Origin of the sequence: Rhodococcus sp. UYP9 (assembly GCF_040547235.1) — a bacterium.
Classification (GTDB): Bacteria; Actinomycetota; Actinomycetes; order Mycobacteriales; family Mycobacteriaceae; genus Rhodococcoides.
Genome location: NZ_JBEPPH010000001.1, coordinates 300502 through 317956, shown reverse-complemented (window position 1 = coordinate 317956; position 17455 = coordinate 300502). Strand labels below are relative to the sequence as shown.

Here is a 17455-nt window from a genome sequence, read left to right as displayed (position 1 = left end):
GCGAGGCTCGAGTCATGTCTGGAGCGCTGATCGTTTCGGTAAGTGGAATCAGAGACGACACCCGCGACTACGCTGCGGAATTCGCCCGTGAACTCGACTCGCGATCGGTACCACTCTCGTTGCTCGTCGCGCCCCGGTTGAAGGACAAATACCGGTTGGCGAAGGATTCGGCTACCCAGCAATGGCTTCGGGGCCGTCGCGACGATGGGGATGCCATCGTCCTGCACGGCTACGATCAGGCAGCAACCAAGCGTCGCCGCGCCGAGTTCGCCGCCCTGCCGCGGCACGAGGCCCGGCTGCGGCTCATGGCTGCCGATCGAGTCATGGAAGAGACCGGCTTGCGGACAAGGGTTTTCGCGCCGCCCCGATGGCTCGCCTCGCCTGGCGCAGTATCGGCGTTGCCGGATGCCGGATTTCGAATGATCGCCGGTATCAATGCAATTCGAGACCTGGAAACGGGTACCGCCGAGCGGGGGCGAGTTCTCGGCATCGGGGAGGGCATGAAGGCCGAACCGTGGTGGTGCAGGGCGCTCGTGATCGGTGCGGGCCGCGCAGCTCGACGTGACGGCCTGGTGCGATTGGCCGTCAGCGCTCAGCAACTCGGGTGTAGCGGGCCGCGCCGGGCGATGCTCGACGCGATCGACCTCGCGCTCTACAGCGGGGCGGTGCCTGGCGTTTACGAGCACGTCCGGACAGTTCGCCGAGCCGCGTAGCCGTCAGCGGTGTATCCCTTGGGTGTAACGGACAATTCGGTTCGCGGGATGTAACCTCCGACTGTGCAACCGACTTCGCAGGTGGCGACATGAAACGACTTCTTCTCGTAGCGATCGGCATCATGGCCCTGGTGGCGTGCGGAAATTCCGATGACGGAAATGCGACGGCCGCCCCGGAATCCTCGGCTGCACCGAAATCGTCGGCGGCCCCGGGGCAGCAGAATGTGCCGCAGACCTTCGTGCCCTCGCCTGGGTCTCTCCCGCCCATTGTCGCGGATCGCCCGCCCGGCGAGAGAACAGAAGTGGTTCCGCGCGCCGAGGCTGCCCCAGCTACGCGTACGCCCGGCCCCGAGTATCCCGTCTGCTTGGATCTTGCCTCGCCGACAGTGACCGATGCTCTCGCCTCACTGCCGCAGTACTTCGACGGCGTTGCGTGGATGGCAACGGAGATCGGTGACCCATGTGCGTCGTTCACCTGGGTCCGCGCCGATACTTCCGGCGGTACCGCCAGCTCGCCGGTGCAGGTGTTGTTCTTCGCCGACGGCGACTACCTCGGCACCGGAACGTCCGAGCCGTACGGGTTCACGTTCGTCGACTCGCAGTCCGCCGACACCATCACCGTCGGGTACCGCTGGCCCGTAGGTGACGATGCCAACGCCAACCCGACGGGCGGTCCCGCATTGATCCGCTACCAGTGGGACGGGTCGTCGGTGACGATGCTGGACGCGCTCCCCGTCGAGGTGACGGGGTCCTAGATCTCGATCGAACCTTCCTCCGGGAACGTCCGGAATTCGGTGTTCTCGTCGGCCAACTCCTTGTAGCGCCCGTAGTAGATCCCGCGGGCCTGCTCGGCGATGATGGCCTGGTGGATCGGGAAGGCCGTGCGGGGCGCGACTGCGCGTAGGAAGTCGACGGTTTCGGAGAGCTTCATCCACGGTGCCGCGGCGGGAAGCGCGAGAATGTCCACCTTCTGTTCGGGGACGAACAGTGAATCGCCGGGATGCAACAACTGGGACGGATGTTGGGGAGTTCCGAGGAGATAACCGGTGTTGTCGATCACCGGCAGGTCCGGGTGAATCACCGCATGAGTGCCGCCGACTCCGGTCACCTGGATGCCGCCGACCCCGAACACATCCCCCGGGTGCGTCGCCGTCCAGCGGTCGCCGAGCTGCGACGCCGTCATCGGGTCCGCATAGAGCGCTGCCCGCGGATTGCCCTGCACCAATGCCGGCAGACGCTCGAGGTCCACGTGATCAGGGTGCTGGTGGGTGATCAGGATGGCGTCGAGATCGGTGATGCCGTCGAATCCGTGGGAAAAGTTGCCGGGGTCGAAGAGGACGGTCGTTCCGTTCAGTTCGACGAGGAGGCAGGAATGTCCGAAGTGAGTCAGCCGCATCACCCCACAGTAAACGCAGTGTCATGCACACGGCAGTGCCTGCGTAGACTCTCACCTGCCGGTACCTATATCTCGAGGAGCTCTCACGTGGCCCGTGTTGTTGTCGACGTCATGCCCAAGACCGAAATTCTCGACCCGCAGGGTCAGGCCATCACAGGCGCTCTGGGGCGTCTCGGGATCGCAGGTGTCTCCGATGTGCGTCAGGGCAAGCGTTTCGAGCTCGAGGTCGACGACAGTGTCGACGACGCCGAGCTGGAAAAGATCGCCGAATCGCTGCTCGCGAACACGGTCATCGAGGACTGGAAAGTGACCCGTCTCGCATGAGCACTCGCATCGGTGTCATCACCTTTCCAGGAACTCTCGACGACGTCGACGCCTCCCGCGCGGTCACGTTGGCAGGCGGCGAAGCCGTCAGCTTGTGGCACGCGGACGCCGACCTGAAGAACGTCGACGCGGTCGTCGTTCCGGGCGGCTTCTCCTACGGTGACTATCTGCGCGCCGGCGCCATCGCCCGGTTCGCACCCGTCATGGAATCCGTCGTCAAGGCAGCAGAAGGCGGCATGCCCGTCCTCGGTATCTGCAACGGCTTTCAGATCCTCTGCGAGGCCGGGCTGCTGCCGGGCGCTCTGACGCGTAACGAGGATCTGCACTTCGTGTGCCGCGACCAGTGGCTGAAGGTGGAGAACAGCAACACCGCATGGTCCTCGCGCTACGAGTCCGGCGCCGAGATCCTCATCCCCGTCAAGAACGCCGAAGGTCGATTCCAGGCCTCCGAAGAGGTTCTCGACGAGCTCGAGGGTGAAGGCCGGGTCGTGTTCCGTTACAGCGGTTCCAACCCCAACGGTTCGCAACGCGCAATCGCCGGCATCTCCTCGGCCAACGGTCGCATCGTCGGACTCATGCCGCATCCCGAGCACGCCACCGAGCCCCTCACGGGCCCGAGCGACGACGGTCTCGGCATCTTCTACTCGGCGCTCGACGCGATCGTCTCTGCGTAGTTGTCGGTGGCCCGGGTTAATCTCCGGGCATGACTCTGACGCCAGCGATGATCACGTTCGATTCTTCGGACCCCGGCCCCCTCGCGCGGTGGTGGGCCGAGCAGACCGACGGCCGCATCGACGAGGAGAACGACGGCTGGTTCTACACCGTCGTTCTGCCGTCGGTGCCGTACCGCCTCGCTTTCCAGAAGGTCGATGACCCGACGCCCGGCAAAAATCGGATCCACCTGGATCTGACGACGTCCGACCTTTCGGGTGAGCGGTCTCGGCTGGTGTCGTCGGGTGCATCCGAGGTGGACGAGCACACGATGGGCGACTTCACGTGGGTGACCTTGGCCGATCCCGACGGCAACGTGTTCTGCATTTCGGGAGCGCACTAGCCTTCACGGTCCGCGAGGTACCGGTCTTCGAAACCAGGTTGGGAACGCCTCTCGATCTCTCGATCTGTTCGACGCAGCAGCTGACACAATGGATCCCATGTCGTCTCATGCGTCCGCTGCCGGTCTGTGCAACTTCGTCGACGTCTCGCCGTCGCCCTTCCACGTGTGTCGAACAGTGGCGGTGCGATTGGAGGAGGTCGGCTTCGTCCGGGTCGAAGAGACCGCAGCGTGGCCGACCGCGGCAGGCAGGTACTACCTGATCCGCGGCGGTTCGCTGGTGGCGTGGAGCACCGAGAGCAACCCTCGTGATTCTGGTCGTTCCGCAGGCTCCACTCCCGGCCGGTTCCGCATCGTCGGCGGCCACACCGACAGCCCCAACCTGCGGGTCAAACAGCATCCGGACCTCGAGTCGGCAGGCTGGCAGATGGTCGGTCTCGAACCGTACGGCGGCGCCTGGCTCAACTCCTGGCTCGACCGCGACCTCGGGATCTCCGGCCGCCTCAGCGTCCGTGACGGCAACGGACTACGGGAAGTGCTCGTCAAGGTCGACGAACCCATCCTGCGCGTACCGCAGTTGGCGATCCACCTGTCCGAGGACCGCAAGGGCGTCACCCTCGATCCGCAGCGCCACGTCAACGCGATCTGGGGGATCGGACGCTCACCACGGTCCTTTCTCTCCTACGTCGCCGAACGCGAGGGCGTGGATCCGTCTGCGGTGCTCGGCTGGGAACTCATGACGCACGACCTGGCGCCGAGCGCAGTCGTCGGCGTCGAGAACGAGTTGGTCAGCGCTCCTCGTCTGGACAACCAGGCGACGTGCTACGCCGGAACTCAGGCTTTGATTGCGGCAGTGGAGAATCCGACCGCTGCGACTCCGGTGTTGGCCCTCTTCGATCACGAGGAAGTCGGCAGCATGTCGGACCGCGGCGCCTTCTCCGATCTGCTGAGCACCGTGTTGGAGCGAATCGTGCTCGGACGCGGCGGCGGACGCGAGGAGTTCTTGCAGGCGATGGCCGGATCTATCTGTGCCTCAGGCGATATGGCGCACGCGACGCACCCGAACTACCCGGATCGACACGAGCCCGCGCACCGCATCGAACTCGGCGGCGGACCGGTGCTCAAGGTCAACCAGAACCTCCGGTACGCAACCGATTCCGCGGGCGCCGGTGCTTTCGCGTTGGCCTGCGATCAGGCAGGGGTGCGAATGCAGCGCTACGTTCACCGCGCCGATCTGCCGTGCGGATCGACCATCGGACCGATCACCGCCTCGCGCACGGGGATCTCCACCGTCGACGTCGGGGCGGCGCAGTTGGCGATGCACAGCTCTCGGGAGCTGATGGGCGCGTCCGACGTCGCCGCGTACTCCGCCGCACTCGCTGCCTTCCTCGCTCCGGCTCAGTAAGCGAACACCTTTTTTCTGAAGTAGACCGCCGCGCTGATCGGCTAGCGCGGGGGTCTACTTCGGAAAAAGGGTGCGCGCTCACAGGCGCACGCACGCCGCGAGCTGTGGAGTCGATCACTTCCGCGAAGAAACACACGACGGCCTTGCAGGGGGTATTCACACCCTTGACCACCTGCTGGGGCGTCAGGACCCCGATTCGTTCAGATCGTTCTCGGTGAGCGGTATGTCCACCAGGTCGTGCTCGCGCGCTGATGTCGGCCTGGCTCGCTACCGGGCGAGGGACGAGGATTCGGGCATGTCGGCCCCGCCCGATAGACTTCAGCTGGCATTTCGCTCCAAGAAGGGACCCCACTCCTCGTGTCCGTCGATACAGTGACAACCGCAGCCGCCACACCCGATGTAGAGCAGCCGTACAAAGAGCTCGGACTCAAGGAAGACGAGTACGTCCGAATCAAGGAAATACTCGGCCGTCGCCCCACCGATGCCGAGCTTGCGATGTACTCGGTCATGTGGAGCGAGCACTGCTCGTACAAGTCCTCCAAGGTGCACCTGAAGTACTTCGGGGAGACCACCACGGACGAGATGCGCACCTCGATGCTCGCGGGCATCGGCGAGAATGCAGGCGTCGTCGACGTCGGTGACGGCTGGGCCGTCACGTTCAAGGTCGAGAGCCACAACCACCCGTCGTACGTCGAGCCCTATCAGGGCGCCGCGACGGGCGTGGGCGGCATCGTCCGCGACATCATGGCCATGGGTGCACGTCCCATCGCCGTCATGGATCAACTGCGCTTCGGTGCCGCTGATGCCCCGGACACTCGTCGCGTGCTCAGCGGCATCGTCTCCGGGGTCGGTGGATACGGAAACTCCCTCGGCCTCCCCAATATCGGTGGCGAGACGGTGTTCGACGCCTCCTACGCCGGTAACCCGCTGCTCAATGCTCTGTGTGCCGGTGTCATGCGGGTAGAGGACATGCATCTCGCGTTCGCGTCGGGACTGGGCAACAAGATCATTCTGTTCGGGGCTCGTACCGGTCTCGACGGCATCGGCGGCGTCTCCGTTCTCGCCTCCGAGACCTTCGACGGAGACGAGACCGACGGCAAGCGCAAGAAGCTTCCGGCGGTCCAGGTGGGCGACCCGTTCGCTGAGAAGGTTCTCATCGAGGCGTGCCTGGAACTGTATGCAGGCAAGCTCGTCGTCGGCATTCAGGATCTCGGCGGTGCCGGATTGTCTTGTGCCACTTCCGAGCTCGCATCCGCGGGTAGTGGGGGAATGTCCATCGAGCTGGAGAAGGTGCCGATGCGCGCCACCGGCATGACCCCTGCCGAGGTGCTCTCGAGTGAGTCACAGGAGCGCATGTGCGCCGTCGTGACTCCGGACAACGTCGATGCGTTCATGGCGGTCTGCAAGAAGTGGGATGTGTTGGCCACTGTCATCGGCGAGGTCACCGACGGCGACCACCTCGAGATCACCTGGCATGGCGAGACCGTCGTCGATGTTCCGCCGAAGACGGTCGCCCACGACGGCCCGGTCTACCACCGTCCGGTGCAGCGTCCAGCGCATCAGGACGCACTGATCGCGAACACGACTGCATCGCTGAAGCGTCCGGAAACGCCGGACGAGTTGAAGGCAACGCTGCTGAAGATGATTGCCTCGCCGCAGCTCTGCAGCCGTAAGTTCATCACCGAGCAGTACGACCGCTACGTCCGCGGCAACACCGTGCTGGCCGAGAACGCCGATTCCGGAATGATCCGCATCGACGAGAAGACCGGTCGCGGTATCGCACTCGCTACCGATGCGTCGGGCCGCTACACCGCGCTCGACCCTTATCAGGGTGCTCAGCTGGCTCTTGCCGAGGCATTTCGCAACGTCGCCGTCACCGGTGCGACTCCGAAGGCCGTCACCAACTGCCTCAACTTCGGTTCCCCCGAAGACCCGGGCGTCATGTGGCAGTTCCAGCAGGCCGTCCGCGGTCTCGCCGACGGCTGCGTCACTCTCGGCATCCCTGTCACCGGCGGAAATGTCAGCTTCTACAACCAGACCGGCTCCGAGCCGATCCTGCCGACGCCCGTGGTGGGTGTCCTCGGCGTGATCGACGACGTGCACCGACGCATTCCGACGGGCCTGGGCCTCGAGCCCGGTGAAACGTTGATCCTGCTCGGTGAGACACACGACGAGCTGGACGGTTCCATCTGGTCACAGGTCGAGCACGATCATCTCGGTGGCGTCCCGCCGAAGGTCGATCTCGCGCGGGAGCAGCTGCTGGCGGACATCCTCCTCGCCGGTTCACGCGACGGCATGGTCACCGCCGCCCACGATCTGTCCGAGGGGGGACTGGCTCAGGCCGTCGTAGAGGCAGCTTTGGCCGGCGAAACCGGATGCCGCATTCTGCTCCCCGAGGGTGCAGATCCTTTCGTGGCTCTGTTCTCGGAGTCTTCGGGTCGCGTTCTCGTGGCGGTCCCGCGTACCGAGGAGACACGCTTTTCCAACATGTGTACCGCTCGTCAGCTGCCGTGGACGCGCATCGGCGTCGTCGACGAGGGCTCCGACGAGATCGAGGTGCAGGGTCAGTTCTCGGTCCCGATGACCGAGCTGCGAGAAGTATTCGAGGGCACTCTTCCCCGACTCTTCGGGTAGGGCCGTGACGCGGGGCGAGGTATCGGAGGACGCGGCGGAGGTCGTGAGCACAGTCGAGCGCGAACATGCTCATTACCTCCGTATCCCCGTCGAGTTCTCGATGCCTTCCCCGCTCGCGCATCCCTTCCTCATGTGGCTGTGGGGTCTGCCGAAGCTCGACTTCACCGGCCTCGCCTTCAGTGCGCTGTTCTTCTGCTGGTCGCTGACACCCTCGCTCCTGCCCCGAGATTGGTTGTTCCAGGGCCTCATCGGCGGAATCAACTCCGCGATCGGTTACGGGTTCGGTGTCGCCGTCGGATGGCTGGTACTGCGAGTGTTTCTGCGGCCACGTTCGTGGTGGCCGCTGCCACCACGAGCCGAGCTGGGCATGAAGATCTTCGTCCCGATCGCTGCAGTCCTCGCTTCGCTGGTGATGCTCGCCTACTCCGCAGGCTGGCAACGCGAACTGGCTGCACTGATGGACGCCGAGGGAACCACGACGACCGGTTACTTACGGACCGGGGCTCTCAGTATCGCCACGGCCGCATTGCTGATCTCGGCCATTCGGGTTCTCCGTGACTTCGTTCGACTCGTGGTCCGGCAGATCAACAAAGTGATCAAGATGCCGCGTGAGGTCGCCAACGTCATCGGTGTGGTGTTGGTCGTCGTCCTCGTCGTCACGCTCGTTCAAGGCGTGTTGCTTCGGGCGGTGTCGGACGTGACGAACTCGATCTTCAGTCTCCAGAACGACGAAACTCGCGACGGCGCAATCCAGCCCACGGAGCCGGAGCGATCCGGCAGTCCACAGTCCGTCGCGTCGTGGGAATCACTCGGATTCGAAGGCCGAAATTTTGTCTCCAGCGGCATGAACGCAGGCGAGCTGACCCAGGCGCTCGGACGGAACGCCATGGAGCCGATCCGCGCATACGCCGGACTGGAATCCGCTGACAACCAGGACGAGCGGCTCGACCTCGTCGTCGACGAACTCGAAAGAACCGGCGCCTTCCAACGTAGCGCCCTGGTCGTGGTACCCACGACGGGGACGGGCTGGGTCAATCCGACAGCCATCGAAGCAGCCGAATTGATGTTCGACGGCAACGTGGCCACGGTGGCCGCGCAGTACTCCTATCTGCCGAGCTGGATTTCGTTTCTCGCCGAACGAGAAATCGCATCGGAGGCAGGCAAGGCACTCATCGACAAGGTTCACGAGCGCTGGCTGCAAGAACCGGAGGCCACGCGCCCCAAGTTCTACGTCTACGGCGAAAGCCTCGGCACCAATGCCGGCGAGGGTGCGTTCGACGGTTTGGCCGACATCCGTGACACGACCGACGGCGTGCTGTGGGTGGGACCGCCGAACTCCAATCGACTCTGGAGTCAGTTCGTGGATCGCCGTGACCCGGGCAGCCCCGAAGTACTCCCGGTCTACGCGGACGGTCTCGTGCTGCGCTTCGCCGACAACTCGGGAGCGATACCACCGGTCGGTCAACCCTGGTACGGCCCGCGGGTGCTCTACGTGCAGCACGCGTCGGATCCCGTCGTCTGGTGGTCGCCGGACCTGCTGTTCGAGCGGCCGGACTGGCTGTCCGAGGCGCCAGGGCCCGATCGACTGCCTGATATGCGCTGGTTCCCGATCGTCACGTTCTGGCAGGTGGCAGCGGATCTGACCAACGCCGCAGGCGTCCCGGACGGTCACGGACACAATTACGGAACGCTGGTCCTCGACGGGTGGGTCTCGATCGCCGCACCCGATGGGTGGACAGCCGCCGACACCGAACGTGTGCGTGCCGTCATGAACGCCTACAAGGGCCGGGACGGCCCAGAAAAGTGATGCGCGGGATTGCGCTCGGCGCCGTGACCACGGGCTGGAGTACGTCGGTGTTGCCACGGTTGGCGTTGCCGGACCGCCGCAATGTTGTCGCGAATCTGGCGTTCGGTATCGGCGTGACCGTTCTCGCCCGCATGTTCGGCATCCGCCCCGCCGGGCTTCGGCGTTCGTCCTGGCGTTCCGGGCTCGCCTGGGGAGCCGCGGCCGGCGCTGTCCCGGTGGTGGGCGCAGTCGTCATCGCAGCCCAACCGTCGTGGCTGGAGCGCGTGCGTCCATCCGACAGCGACCTCGCCGAGTGGATCCTGTTTCGCATTCCGTTCGGAACCGTCGCGTGCGAGGAACTTGTTTTCCGAAGCGTGTTCGACGCAGTATCACCCGCACTGTCGCCGATGTTCTTCGGGCTGTGGCATATTCACCCGGCACGGACAGCAGGCGATTCGGTGGTGGGCACCGTGATCTTCACCGCGGCCGCGGGGGTCATGTTCTCGTGGCTACGGCGACGCAGCGGCAGCGTCCTCGCCCCTGCGCTGATGCATCTGTCGGTCAATGTCAGTGGGGCGGTCCTGGCTGGAACTAGGCTGAGACGATGGCGCCGAGCAAACTCGTAACCCCCGAACAGGTACGCGAAGCGGTGCTGGCCGTCGCCGACTGGACTAGAGGCGAGGACGTCGAGAAGCCCTCACGTGCCGCGCTCGCCGATGCAGTTCGCACCACCGTACGCACGCTCGCGCAGGTCGCACCGGGTTCGAGTGTGGAGGTTCGGGTTCCGCCCTTCGTGGCGGTGCAGTGCATCACCGGCCCGCGGCACACCCGCGGCACGCCGCCGAACGTCGTCGAGACGGATCCGTACACCTGGTTGCAGATAGCGACAGGGGTCCGCACCTTCGACGATGCGCTGAAAGACGGATCCATCACAGCCTCCGGCAGTCGGGCGGGTGACGTCGCACACTGGTTGCCGATCATGCGGCTGCCGATCCTGCGGGAATGAGCCCCCGAGGGAATGCTGAGCACGTACGATGCGTTGCCTCTTGCCGTGGGACCGTAGACTGGTCCCAGCCCCCCGCCCTCGTCCCCCTTAGGGAGCAGTGCCAGTGACCAACGCCGAGTTGTCGGTCGACAGTCCGAATCTTTTGGTAGGCAAACCGCTGGACGTACCCGAAAGTGAGCCGCGAGAAGAGTGCGGCGTCTTCGGTGTGTGGGCTCCAGGCGAGGATGTGGCAAAACTTACTTATTACGGTCTGTATGCGTTGCAACACAGAGGCCAGGAGGCCGCGGGTATCGCCGTCTCCGACGGCGCACAGGTGCTGGTCTTCAAAGACCTCGGACTCGTCAGTCAGGTATTCGACGAGCAGACCCTCGGCGCCATGCCGGGGCATGTCGCCATCGGACACTGCCGCTACTCCACAAGCGGTTCGGTCATCTGGGAGAACGCACAGCCCATTTTCCGCACGACTACTGCCGGGACGGGCATCGCGCTCGGCCACAACGGAAACCTGGTCAACTTCGCCGAACTTGCCACCAGAGCTCGCGACGCAGGTCTCATCAGCGACCGGCTCCAGGGCAACGGGACGTCGGACTCCGACGTCGTGACAGCCCTCCTGGCCCACAAGGCTGCCGATCGCACCATCGAGCAGGCTGCGATGGAACTGTTGCCGACGCTCGAGGGCGCCTTCTGCCTCACCTTCATGGACGAGCACACGCTGTATGCAGCGCGTGATCCGCATGGCGTACGACCGCTGTCGTTGGGGCGGCTCGACCGGGGTTGGGTCGTAGCCAGTGAAACGGCTGCACTCGATATCGTCGGTGCCGCGTTCGTACGCGACATCGAGCCCGGTGAACTGCTCGCCATCGACGCCGACGGTGTTCGATCCTCACGTTTCGCCTCCCCGGAGCCCAAGGGCTGCGTGTTCGAATACGTGTACCTGGCCCGTCCCGACAGCGTCATCGGCGGTCGCTCCGTGCACTCCACTCGGGTCGAGATCGGTCGACGGCTCGCGAAGGAACACCCCGCCGAAGGCGATCTGGTCATTCCGGTTCCCGAGAGCGGGACGCCGGCAGCGGTCGGGTTCGCACAGGGCTCCGGCATTCCGTACGGCCAGGGACTGATGAAGAACGCCTACGTCGGGCGAACGTTCATTCAGCCGTCGCAGACCATTCGTCAGCTCGGTATTCGGCTCAAGCTCAATCCGCTCAAGGAAGTCATTCGCGGCAAGCGTCTGATCGTGGTCGACGACTCGATCGTGCGCGGCAACACGCAACGCGCCCTCATTCGAATGCTGCGCGAGGCAGGCGCACTCGAGATCCACGTGCGGATCGCGTCGCCGCCCGTTCGCTGGCCATGCTTCTACGGCATCGACTTCGCGTCACCGGCAGAGCTGATCGCCAACGGCGTCGATTCCGGGGACGGAATCCTCGAAGGTGTGCGTCAGGCCATCGGTGCCGACTCCCTCGGATATATCTCGATCGAGGGGATGGTTGCGGCATCGGAGCAGCCCGAATCCAGGCTCTGTACTGCATGTTTCACGGGCGAGTACCCGATCGCCCTTCCGCCGGACAATGCTCTGGGCAAACATGTGCTCGAAGGCATGCTTGCAAATGCTGCCGGCCAACAGGCCGAGACGGACAACGCCAACGCCAGCGCACTGAGCAGGCCCTAGCTTCGCGTGATCGTCAGCCTCGTGTGATCGTCGTTACGTCCTGTTCAGTGATGTCGACGTCACAAGCAGTCGGCTAGGTCTGTCGTGTTCCCGGACGATTGTCCGCTCCGGTACCGTGAGAGCGCACTATGCGCACGATGCGCGAAGACAAACAGTACGAGCACACAGGCTGGAGCCGCATGACCGAGGAAACCCGACCACCGAGCGCAACCTCCTCTGGTGGTGCTTCCTACGCCTCGGCAGGCGTCGACATCGCCGCAGGGGACCGAGCGGTCGAACTGTTCGCCCCCCTCGCCAAGAAGGCGTCTCGACCCGAGGTCATGGGCGGTCTCGGTGGATTCGCCGGACTGTTCGCGCTCAAGAGCGACTACCGGGAGCCGATTCTCGCCGCCTCGACAGACGGGGTAGGCACCAAGGTCGCCGTCGCGCAGGCGATGGGCAAGCACGACACTCTCGGATTGGATCTCGTGGCCATGGTCGTCGACGACCTGGTCGTCTGCGGAGCTGAGCCGCTGTTCCTGCAGGATTACATCGCCGTCGGCCGCGTAGTACCGGAAATGGTCGCTGAGCTCGTCAAGGGCATTGCAGACGGCTGTGTCATTGCGGGCTGTGCGCTTCTCGGAGGCGAGACGGCCGAGCATCCAGGTCTGATGGCCGACGGAGACTACGACCTGTCGGCAACCGGGGTAGGCGTGGTCGAAGCCGATTCGGTTCTGGGCCCCGACCGAGTGCGCCCCGGCGATGTCGTGATCGGAATGGGATCCTCGGGTCTGCACTCCAACGGGTACTCCCTTGCACGCAAGGTTCTGCTCGAGATCAACCACATGGATCTCGGCGGCCACGTCGAAGAGTTCGGTCGCACTCTCGGTGAGGAGCTGCTCGAGCCCACCAAGATCTATGCCAAGGACTGCCTGGCGCTGGCTGCCGAGACCGAGGTGCGGACGTTCTGTCACGTCACCGGCGGCGGGTTGGCGAACAACCTGGGACGCGTCATGCCCGCAGGGCTCGTCGCCGAACTGGACCGTGGAACGTGGAGTCCGGCACCGTTGTTCTCACTGATCGCTCAGCGTGGGCGCGTCGAACGTAGCGAGATGGAGCAGACGTTCAACATGGGGGTCGGCATGGTGGCCATCGTGGCGCCCGAGGACGTGGACCGTGCACTCGCTGTCCTGACCGCACGACACATCGAATGCTGGACTCTGGGAACGGTCAAGAAGTCGACGGACAGTACCGTCGCAACCGAGCGCGCCGTACTGCTGGGCAATCACCCACGCTTCTGAGCGCCGAACGGTCTATGACAACTGCAGGGAATCTATACAACTGAGGGGGAGCCGCGGTGCGGCTCCCCCTCAGTTGTATAGATCGCAGGTCAGCGTCGCCAATCCTCGTATTCATCCTCTTCGACGCGGGTGTAGCTTTCCGCGTCCGAGGAGGATATGCCGCCCGAGGTAATGCCGCCACGGTGGGATTTGGACGAACCGCCGGAGAGTTCTCTTTGTAAACTCTCCAAGTCCGTTGTTGGAGAGCTGTACTTGAGCTCACGAGCGACCTTTGTCTGCTTTGCCTTAGCCCTGCCTCGGCCCATGGCGTTGCCCCCTCGCGGACTTGCGGGGCGGCCTGGGGAAATTTGGGCGCCCCGTTGGTTTTGGTATTTCTTCCTGGACCACACTCTAGCGCGAGAACGGCTCAGATGCTCATACGCCTCCGGGTAGCGTTATTCCTATATATATGTATGACCGGTCCAGAGGTGTCGGTCAGGGCCGCTGGCCTGCGGCAATGCCCGTAGCGTCGGTAAAGAGTCACGATGACGCATCGCGGTGCAAAAGTGACCTGTCCGATGGTTATCTCCCGCGGAGCCGATCGATTGCTGCGCGGCCCGCCTGAACGTCGTCGTAGTTCGGAATCGAATCCGGGTCGATCGACGCAGCACACGGACCGACGACCAACTCGGTGCCGGCAGGAATGGTTCGCTTGATCAGAGCCAGCGCGATGGGACCGAGTTCGAAGTGATCGACGACGGTACCGAGCCTGCCGACGGTCCGCCCTCCGGCCGTCACCGGATCCCCGGTTTCGGGCCTGCCGTCGGCAGAACCGTCGAGATGAAGAAGAACCAAATGGCGGGGTGGTCGACCCAGGTTGTGCACGCGCGCGACGGTCTCCTGCCCGCGGTAGCAACCCTTGCTCAAGTGCACGGCGCCGAGTTCGGCAACTCCGCCGATCCAACGGACCTCGTGGGGGATGGTCTTCTCGTCGGTGTCGATACCGACACGGGGGCGAATCGACTCGACCCGCAGCGCCTCGTATGTCCAGGTACCGGCGGGGGTTGCGCCCTGCTCTCGTACTTTCTTGAACCACGCGGTCAGTGACGTGCGCGGGACGAGTAGGTCGTATGCGTTCTGGCCGGGCCACGGCATCCGTCGGATGAATCCGCCTCCTTCGAGGGGGAGTGCGGCATAGACGTCCTCGGGGGTCGGTACGCCGGCAGCCTCGAGCACTCGATGCGCGTCCGAGCCGAGCACGCTCAGGACTGCGAGTTCGTGGCCTTCCCGAGGCTCGGCTTTGGACCAGAACACCATCTTCTTCAGGAACGCGAGGAGATCGGGCCCGTTCGCGGCCTCGGTGTCGATCCACGTGATGCCGTCGAGATCGGTCTGCACGAAATGATGTTCGACGCGTCCGTTGATGTCCAGACTCAGGTTCTCTGCCGACATGCCGTCGGGCAGGTTCTGAACCTGTTGGCTGGAAATCGTATCGAGCCAGGTCAGTCGCTCGTTTCCGCTGATCGCTATGACGAAGCGGTTGGAGCGGTCGATGATTGCCGCAGCAGATGTCGCGTCTCGTTGCTCACCGAAGGGATTGCCGTAGTGCCAGGCCACGGCCTGGTCTGCAGAGTCTTCGGGCGAAGGCACAGCGCCGGGGAGGGTGAGAAGTGGGCTCGGGTCGATCGGGGCGGTATCGGACACATCTCCCATAGTAGGAGCGCCGCCCGCAAAGCGACCCCGTTAGGGTGGGCGCCATGTCCGACCGTGTAGTAGTGACCCTCGATGGGCAAGTTCACGACGCAGACCAACCGCTTCTGTGTGCCGACGACCTTGCGGCAGTTCGGGGTGACGGGATTTTCGAGACGCTTCTGATTCGGGACGGAGCGGCGTGTGGGGTGGAGCGGCACCTCACACGCCTGGCTGCCTCGGCGAGAGCGCTCGATCTGCCTGAGCCCGACTTGGATGACTGGAGGCTGGTCATCGGCCTTGCGGTGGACGAGTGGGTGCGCAAGACGAGGAGCGAGGGTGCGCTGCGGGTGGTGTTGAGTCGCGGCCGGGAGAGCGGCGGTGGTCCGACGGGTTATGCGACGGTGGGTCCACTGCACGAACGGGTTGCCAAGGCCCGTGCCGAAGGGGTGTCGGCTATGACACTCGGTCGCGGGTATTCGGTGGATTTCGCAGCGGCGGCGCCGTGGCAGTTGATGGGGGCCAAGACGCTGTCGTATGCGACCAACATGGCCGCGTTGCGGCATGCCGCCCAGCAGGGTGCGGACGAGGTGATCTACACCAGCAATGAGGGGCAGGTCCTCGAGGGGCCGCGGTCCACAGTGGTCATCTCCCGCGGTAAGACACTGATCACACCGCCGGTCGAGCATGGGATCCTGGCCGGAACCACTGTCGACGCTCTGTTCGACGTCGCGACCGCAAAGGGATACACCTGCGAGAAGGCGAACATCTTTCCCGCGGATCTGATTGCTGCAGAAGGTGTTTGGTTGATCTCGAGTATCACGCTCGCGGCGCGCGTCGTCACCCTGAACGGGGTCACGCTGGCCACCCCTGACAACGCCGACGACATCCGCTCGATGGTCGATTTCGCGATCGAACGTGGGGAGGGAGACACTGTCGACGCTTGAGCTACTACTTCGCGTAGTAGTAATCTAGGATTCGCTGCAATAAGCCCGCGTGAGCGGTAACTTCAGTTACCTGCCCCGGGGGGCGGGAGAGTCGGAGTCGTCATGGATACCTTGGATATTTCGAGGTGGCAATTCGGTATCACCACCGTTTACCACTTCATTCTCGTTCCGCTGACGATCGGTCTTGCCCCGATCATCGCGGCGATGCAGACGATGTGGGTGATCACCAAGAAGGACTCCTGGTATCGACTCACCAAGTTCTTCGGAAAACTTTTCCTCATCAACTTCGCGCTCGGTGTCGCAACCGGCATCGTGCAGGAGTTCCAGTTCGGCATGAACTGGAGCGAGTACTCCCGCTTCGTCGGTGACGTCTTCGGTGCACCGCTCGCGCTGGAAGGGCTCGTCGCGTTTTTCCTCGAGTCGACGTTCCTCGGGCTGTGGATATTCGGATGGGGCCGGCTGCCCAAACTTGTTCACCTGGCCACGATCTGGCTCGTCGCGATCGGTGTCAACGCCTCCGCCTTCTTCATCATCGCCGCCAATTCGTTTATGCAGCATCCAGTCGGTGCGATCTACAACGAAGAGACCGGTCGCGCGGAACTGACGAGTATCTGGGAACTGCTTACCAACAACACCGCCCTCGCCGCATTTCCGCACGCCGTCGCCGGTGCATTCCTGACGGCCGGAACGTTCGTCGCCGGGATCTCGGGCTGGTGGATGGTCCGCGAGGCACGCAAGGGTCGCGACACCAACTCGCGGAGCATGTTCCGTCCGGCCGCTCGCATGTCCTTCGTGGTCATGATCCTGTCCGGCATCGCGCTGATCTACACCGGTGATGTCCAGGGCAAGCTCATGTTCGAGCAGCAACCCATGAAGATGGCCTCGGCGGAATCGCTCTGCCACACCGAAACCGATCCGAACTTTTCGATCCTGACTGTCGGCACCCACAACAACTGCGATGGCGTCACCCACGTTCTCGAGGTGCCGTTCGTGCTGCCCTATCTTGCCGAGGGACAGTTCTCCGGAGTGACCCTGCAGGGCGTCGAAGACCTACAACTTCAGTACGAACAGCAGTTCGGACCGGGCAACTACCGGCCCAACCTGTTCGTCACCTACTGGGCATTCCGCGCGATGATCGGCCTGGCCGCGGGCTCGGCACTGCTCGCGATCGCCGGACTCTGGGTTACCCGAGGGGGACGCGTCCCGAACCAGCGCTGGTTCTCCTGGCTGAGCCTCGCCGCGATCCCGACGCCGTTCCTGGCCAACAGCGCCGGCTGGATCTTCACCGAAATGGGACGTCAGCCGTGGGTTGTCGCTCCCAACCCGACCGGTGTCGATCGAATCAGACTCACGGTCGATCAAGGAGTGTCCGATCACCCGGCCTCCCTCGTCGTTGCCTCGCTGGTGACGTTCACGGTGGTCTACGCAGCTCTCGGCGTCGTGTGGTACTACCTCCTCCACAAATATGTAGTCGAAGGCCCGCTCGAACACGATCAGCACCCGCCGGGTGGCGATCAAGACGATCCGACGGATGACGACGCTCCGCAACAACTCTCGTTCGCGTACTGAGGGGAAC

At 64.1% G+C, this 17455-nt stretch carries 17 protein-coding genes; 14 read left to right on the top strand and 3 right to left on the bottom strand.

Translation table 11 applies throughout. The features are described 5' to 3' along the window. The first annotated feature begins 14 nt into the window (after positions 1-14). Positions 15-713: a DUF2334 domain-containing protein gene (locus ABIB36_RS01615; protein ID WP_084347120.1), complete on the top strand. Its 699-nt coding sequence runs from the start codon at positions 15-17 to the stop codon at positions 711-713. Positions 714-802: 89 nt separating this feature from the next. Beyond that, positions 803-1468, top strand: coding sequence for an LppP/LprE family lipoprotein (locus ABIB36_RS01610; protein ID WP_354558960.1), 666 nt, complete (start codon positions 803-805; stop codon positions 1466-1468). Here the strand turns inward: ABIB36_RS01610 and ABIB36_RS01605 are convergent. Beyond that, on the bottom strand, positions 1465-2109 hold the full coding sequence (locus ABIB36_RS01605) for an MBL fold metallo-hydrolase (protein WP_354558959.1): 645 nt from the start codon (positions 2107-2109) through the stop codon (positions 1465-1467). The two genes, ABIB36_RS01610 and ABIB36_RS01605, sit on opposite strands and share 4 nt — an antisense overlap. An 87-nt stretch (positions 2110-2196) precedes the next feature. Between ABIB36_RS01605 and purS the strand changes: the two genes are divergently transcribed. From purS to purM, 10 genes are all read left to right on the top strand, one after another. Continuing rightward, positions 2197-2433, top strand: a complete 237-nt coding sequence (gene purS / locus ABIB36_RS01600) for a phosphoribosylformylglycinamidine synthase subunit PurS (RefSeq protein WP_084347068.1) — start codon at positions 2197-2199, stop codon at positions 2431-2433. Next, positions 2430-3107, top strand: a complete 678-nt coding sequence (purQ, locus tag ABIB36_RS01595) for a phosphoribosylformylglycinamidine synthase subunit PurQ (protein ID WP_084347069.1) — start codon at positions 2430-2432, stop codon at positions 3105-3107. Before purS ends, purQ begins: the two co-directional genes overlap by 4 nt. A gap of 29 nt (positions 3108-3136) precedes the next feature. Continuing rightward, positions 3137-3487 (top strand): VOC family protein, encoded by a 351-nt coding sequence (locus ABIB36_RS01590; RefSeq protein ID WP_084347070.1) that lies wholly within the window; start codon positions 3137-3139, stop codon positions 3485-3487. An 88-nt stretch (positions 3488-3575) separates the two neighbouring features. Then, complete coding sequence (locus tag ABIB36_RS01585) at positions 3576-4889, top strand: M18 family aminopeptidase (RefSeq protein WP_354558958.1); 1314 nt, start codon at positions 3576-3578, stop codon at positions 4887-4889. 357 nt (positions 4890-5246) lie between these two features. Then, on the top strand, positions 5247-7523 hold the full coding sequence (gene purL / locus ABIB36_RS01580; protein WP_084347072.1) for a phosphoribosylformylglycinamidine synthase subunit PurL: 2277 nt from the start codon (positions 5247-5249) through the stop codon (positions 7521-7523). A 100-nt stretch (positions 7524-7623) separates the two neighbouring features. Continuing rightward, on the top strand, positions 7624-9330 hold the full coding sequence (locus ABIB36_RS01575; protein ID WP_354559287.1) for an alpha/beta hydrolase: 1707 nt from the start codon (positions 7624-7626) through the stop codon (positions 9328-9330). 23 nt (positions 9331-9353) lie between these two features. Then, positions 9354-9935, top strand: a complete 582-nt coding sequence (locus ABIB36_RS01570) for a CPBP family intramembrane glutamic endopeptidase (RefSeq protein ID WP_256895634.1) — start codon at positions 9354-9356, stop codon at positions 9933-9935. Further along, positions 9914-10315 (top strand): sterol carrier family protein, encoded by a 402-nt coding sequence (locus ABIB36_RS01565; protein WP_084347075.1) that lies wholly within the window; start codon positions 9914-9916, stop codon positions 10313-10315. Before ABIB36_RS01570 ends, ABIB36_RS01565 begins: the two co-directional genes overlap by 22 nt. Before the next feature lie 103 nt (positions 10316-10418). Then, complete coding sequence (gene purF / locus ABIB36_RS01560; RefSeq protein WP_354558957.1) at positions 10419-11984, top strand: amidophosphoribosyltransferase; 1566 nt, start codon at positions 10419-10421, stop codon at positions 11982-11984. Between the two features lie 179 nt (positions 11985-12163). Beyond that, positions 12164-13264 carry a phosphoribosylformylglycinamidine cyclo-ligase gene (gene purM / locus ABIB36_RS01555; RefSeq protein ID WP_354559286.1) on the top strand — a complete coding sequence of 367 codons (1101 nt, stop codon included), beginning with the start codon at positions 12164-12166 and terminating at the stop codon, positions 13262-13264. A gap of 89 nt (positions 13265-13353) precedes the next feature. On the opposite strand, the gene ABIB36_RS01550 is transcribed toward purM, so the two are convergent. Together ABIB36_RS01550 and ygfZ are read right to left on the bottom strand one after the other, a co-directional pair. Continuing rightward, positions 13354-13569 carry a DUF3073 domain-containing protein gene (locus tag ABIB36_RS01550; RefSeq protein ID WP_084347077.1) on the bottom strand — a complete coding sequence of 72 codons (216 nt, stop codon included), beginning with the start codon at positions 13567-13569 and terminating at the stop codon, positions 13354-13356. A 256-nt stretch (positions 13570-13825) separates the two neighbouring features. Beyond that, a complete protein-coding gene (ygfZ, locus tag ABIB36_RS01545) occupies positions 13826-14956 on the bottom strand; it encodes a CAF17-like 4Fe-4S cluster assembly/insertion protein YgfZ (RefSeq protein WP_502944858.1) in 1131 nt (376 codons plus the stop codon). A gap of 44 nt (positions 14957-15000) precedes the next feature. On the opposite strand from ygfZ, the gene ABIB36_RS01540 reads away from it, so the two are divergent. Then, a complete protein-coding gene (locus ABIB36_RS01540) occupies positions 15001-15879 on the top strand; it encodes an aminodeoxychorismate lyase (protein WP_354558955.1) in 879 nt (292 codons plus the stop codon). A 102-nt stretch (positions 15880-15981) separates the two neighbouring features. Then, positions 15982-17448: a cytochrome ubiquinol oxidase subunit I gene (locus ABIB36_RS01535; protein ID WP_084347080.1), complete on the top strand. Its 1467-nt coding sequence runs from the start codon at positions 15982-15984 to the stop codon at positions 17446-17448. The last annotated feature ends 7 nt before the right edge of the window (positions 17449-17455 follow it).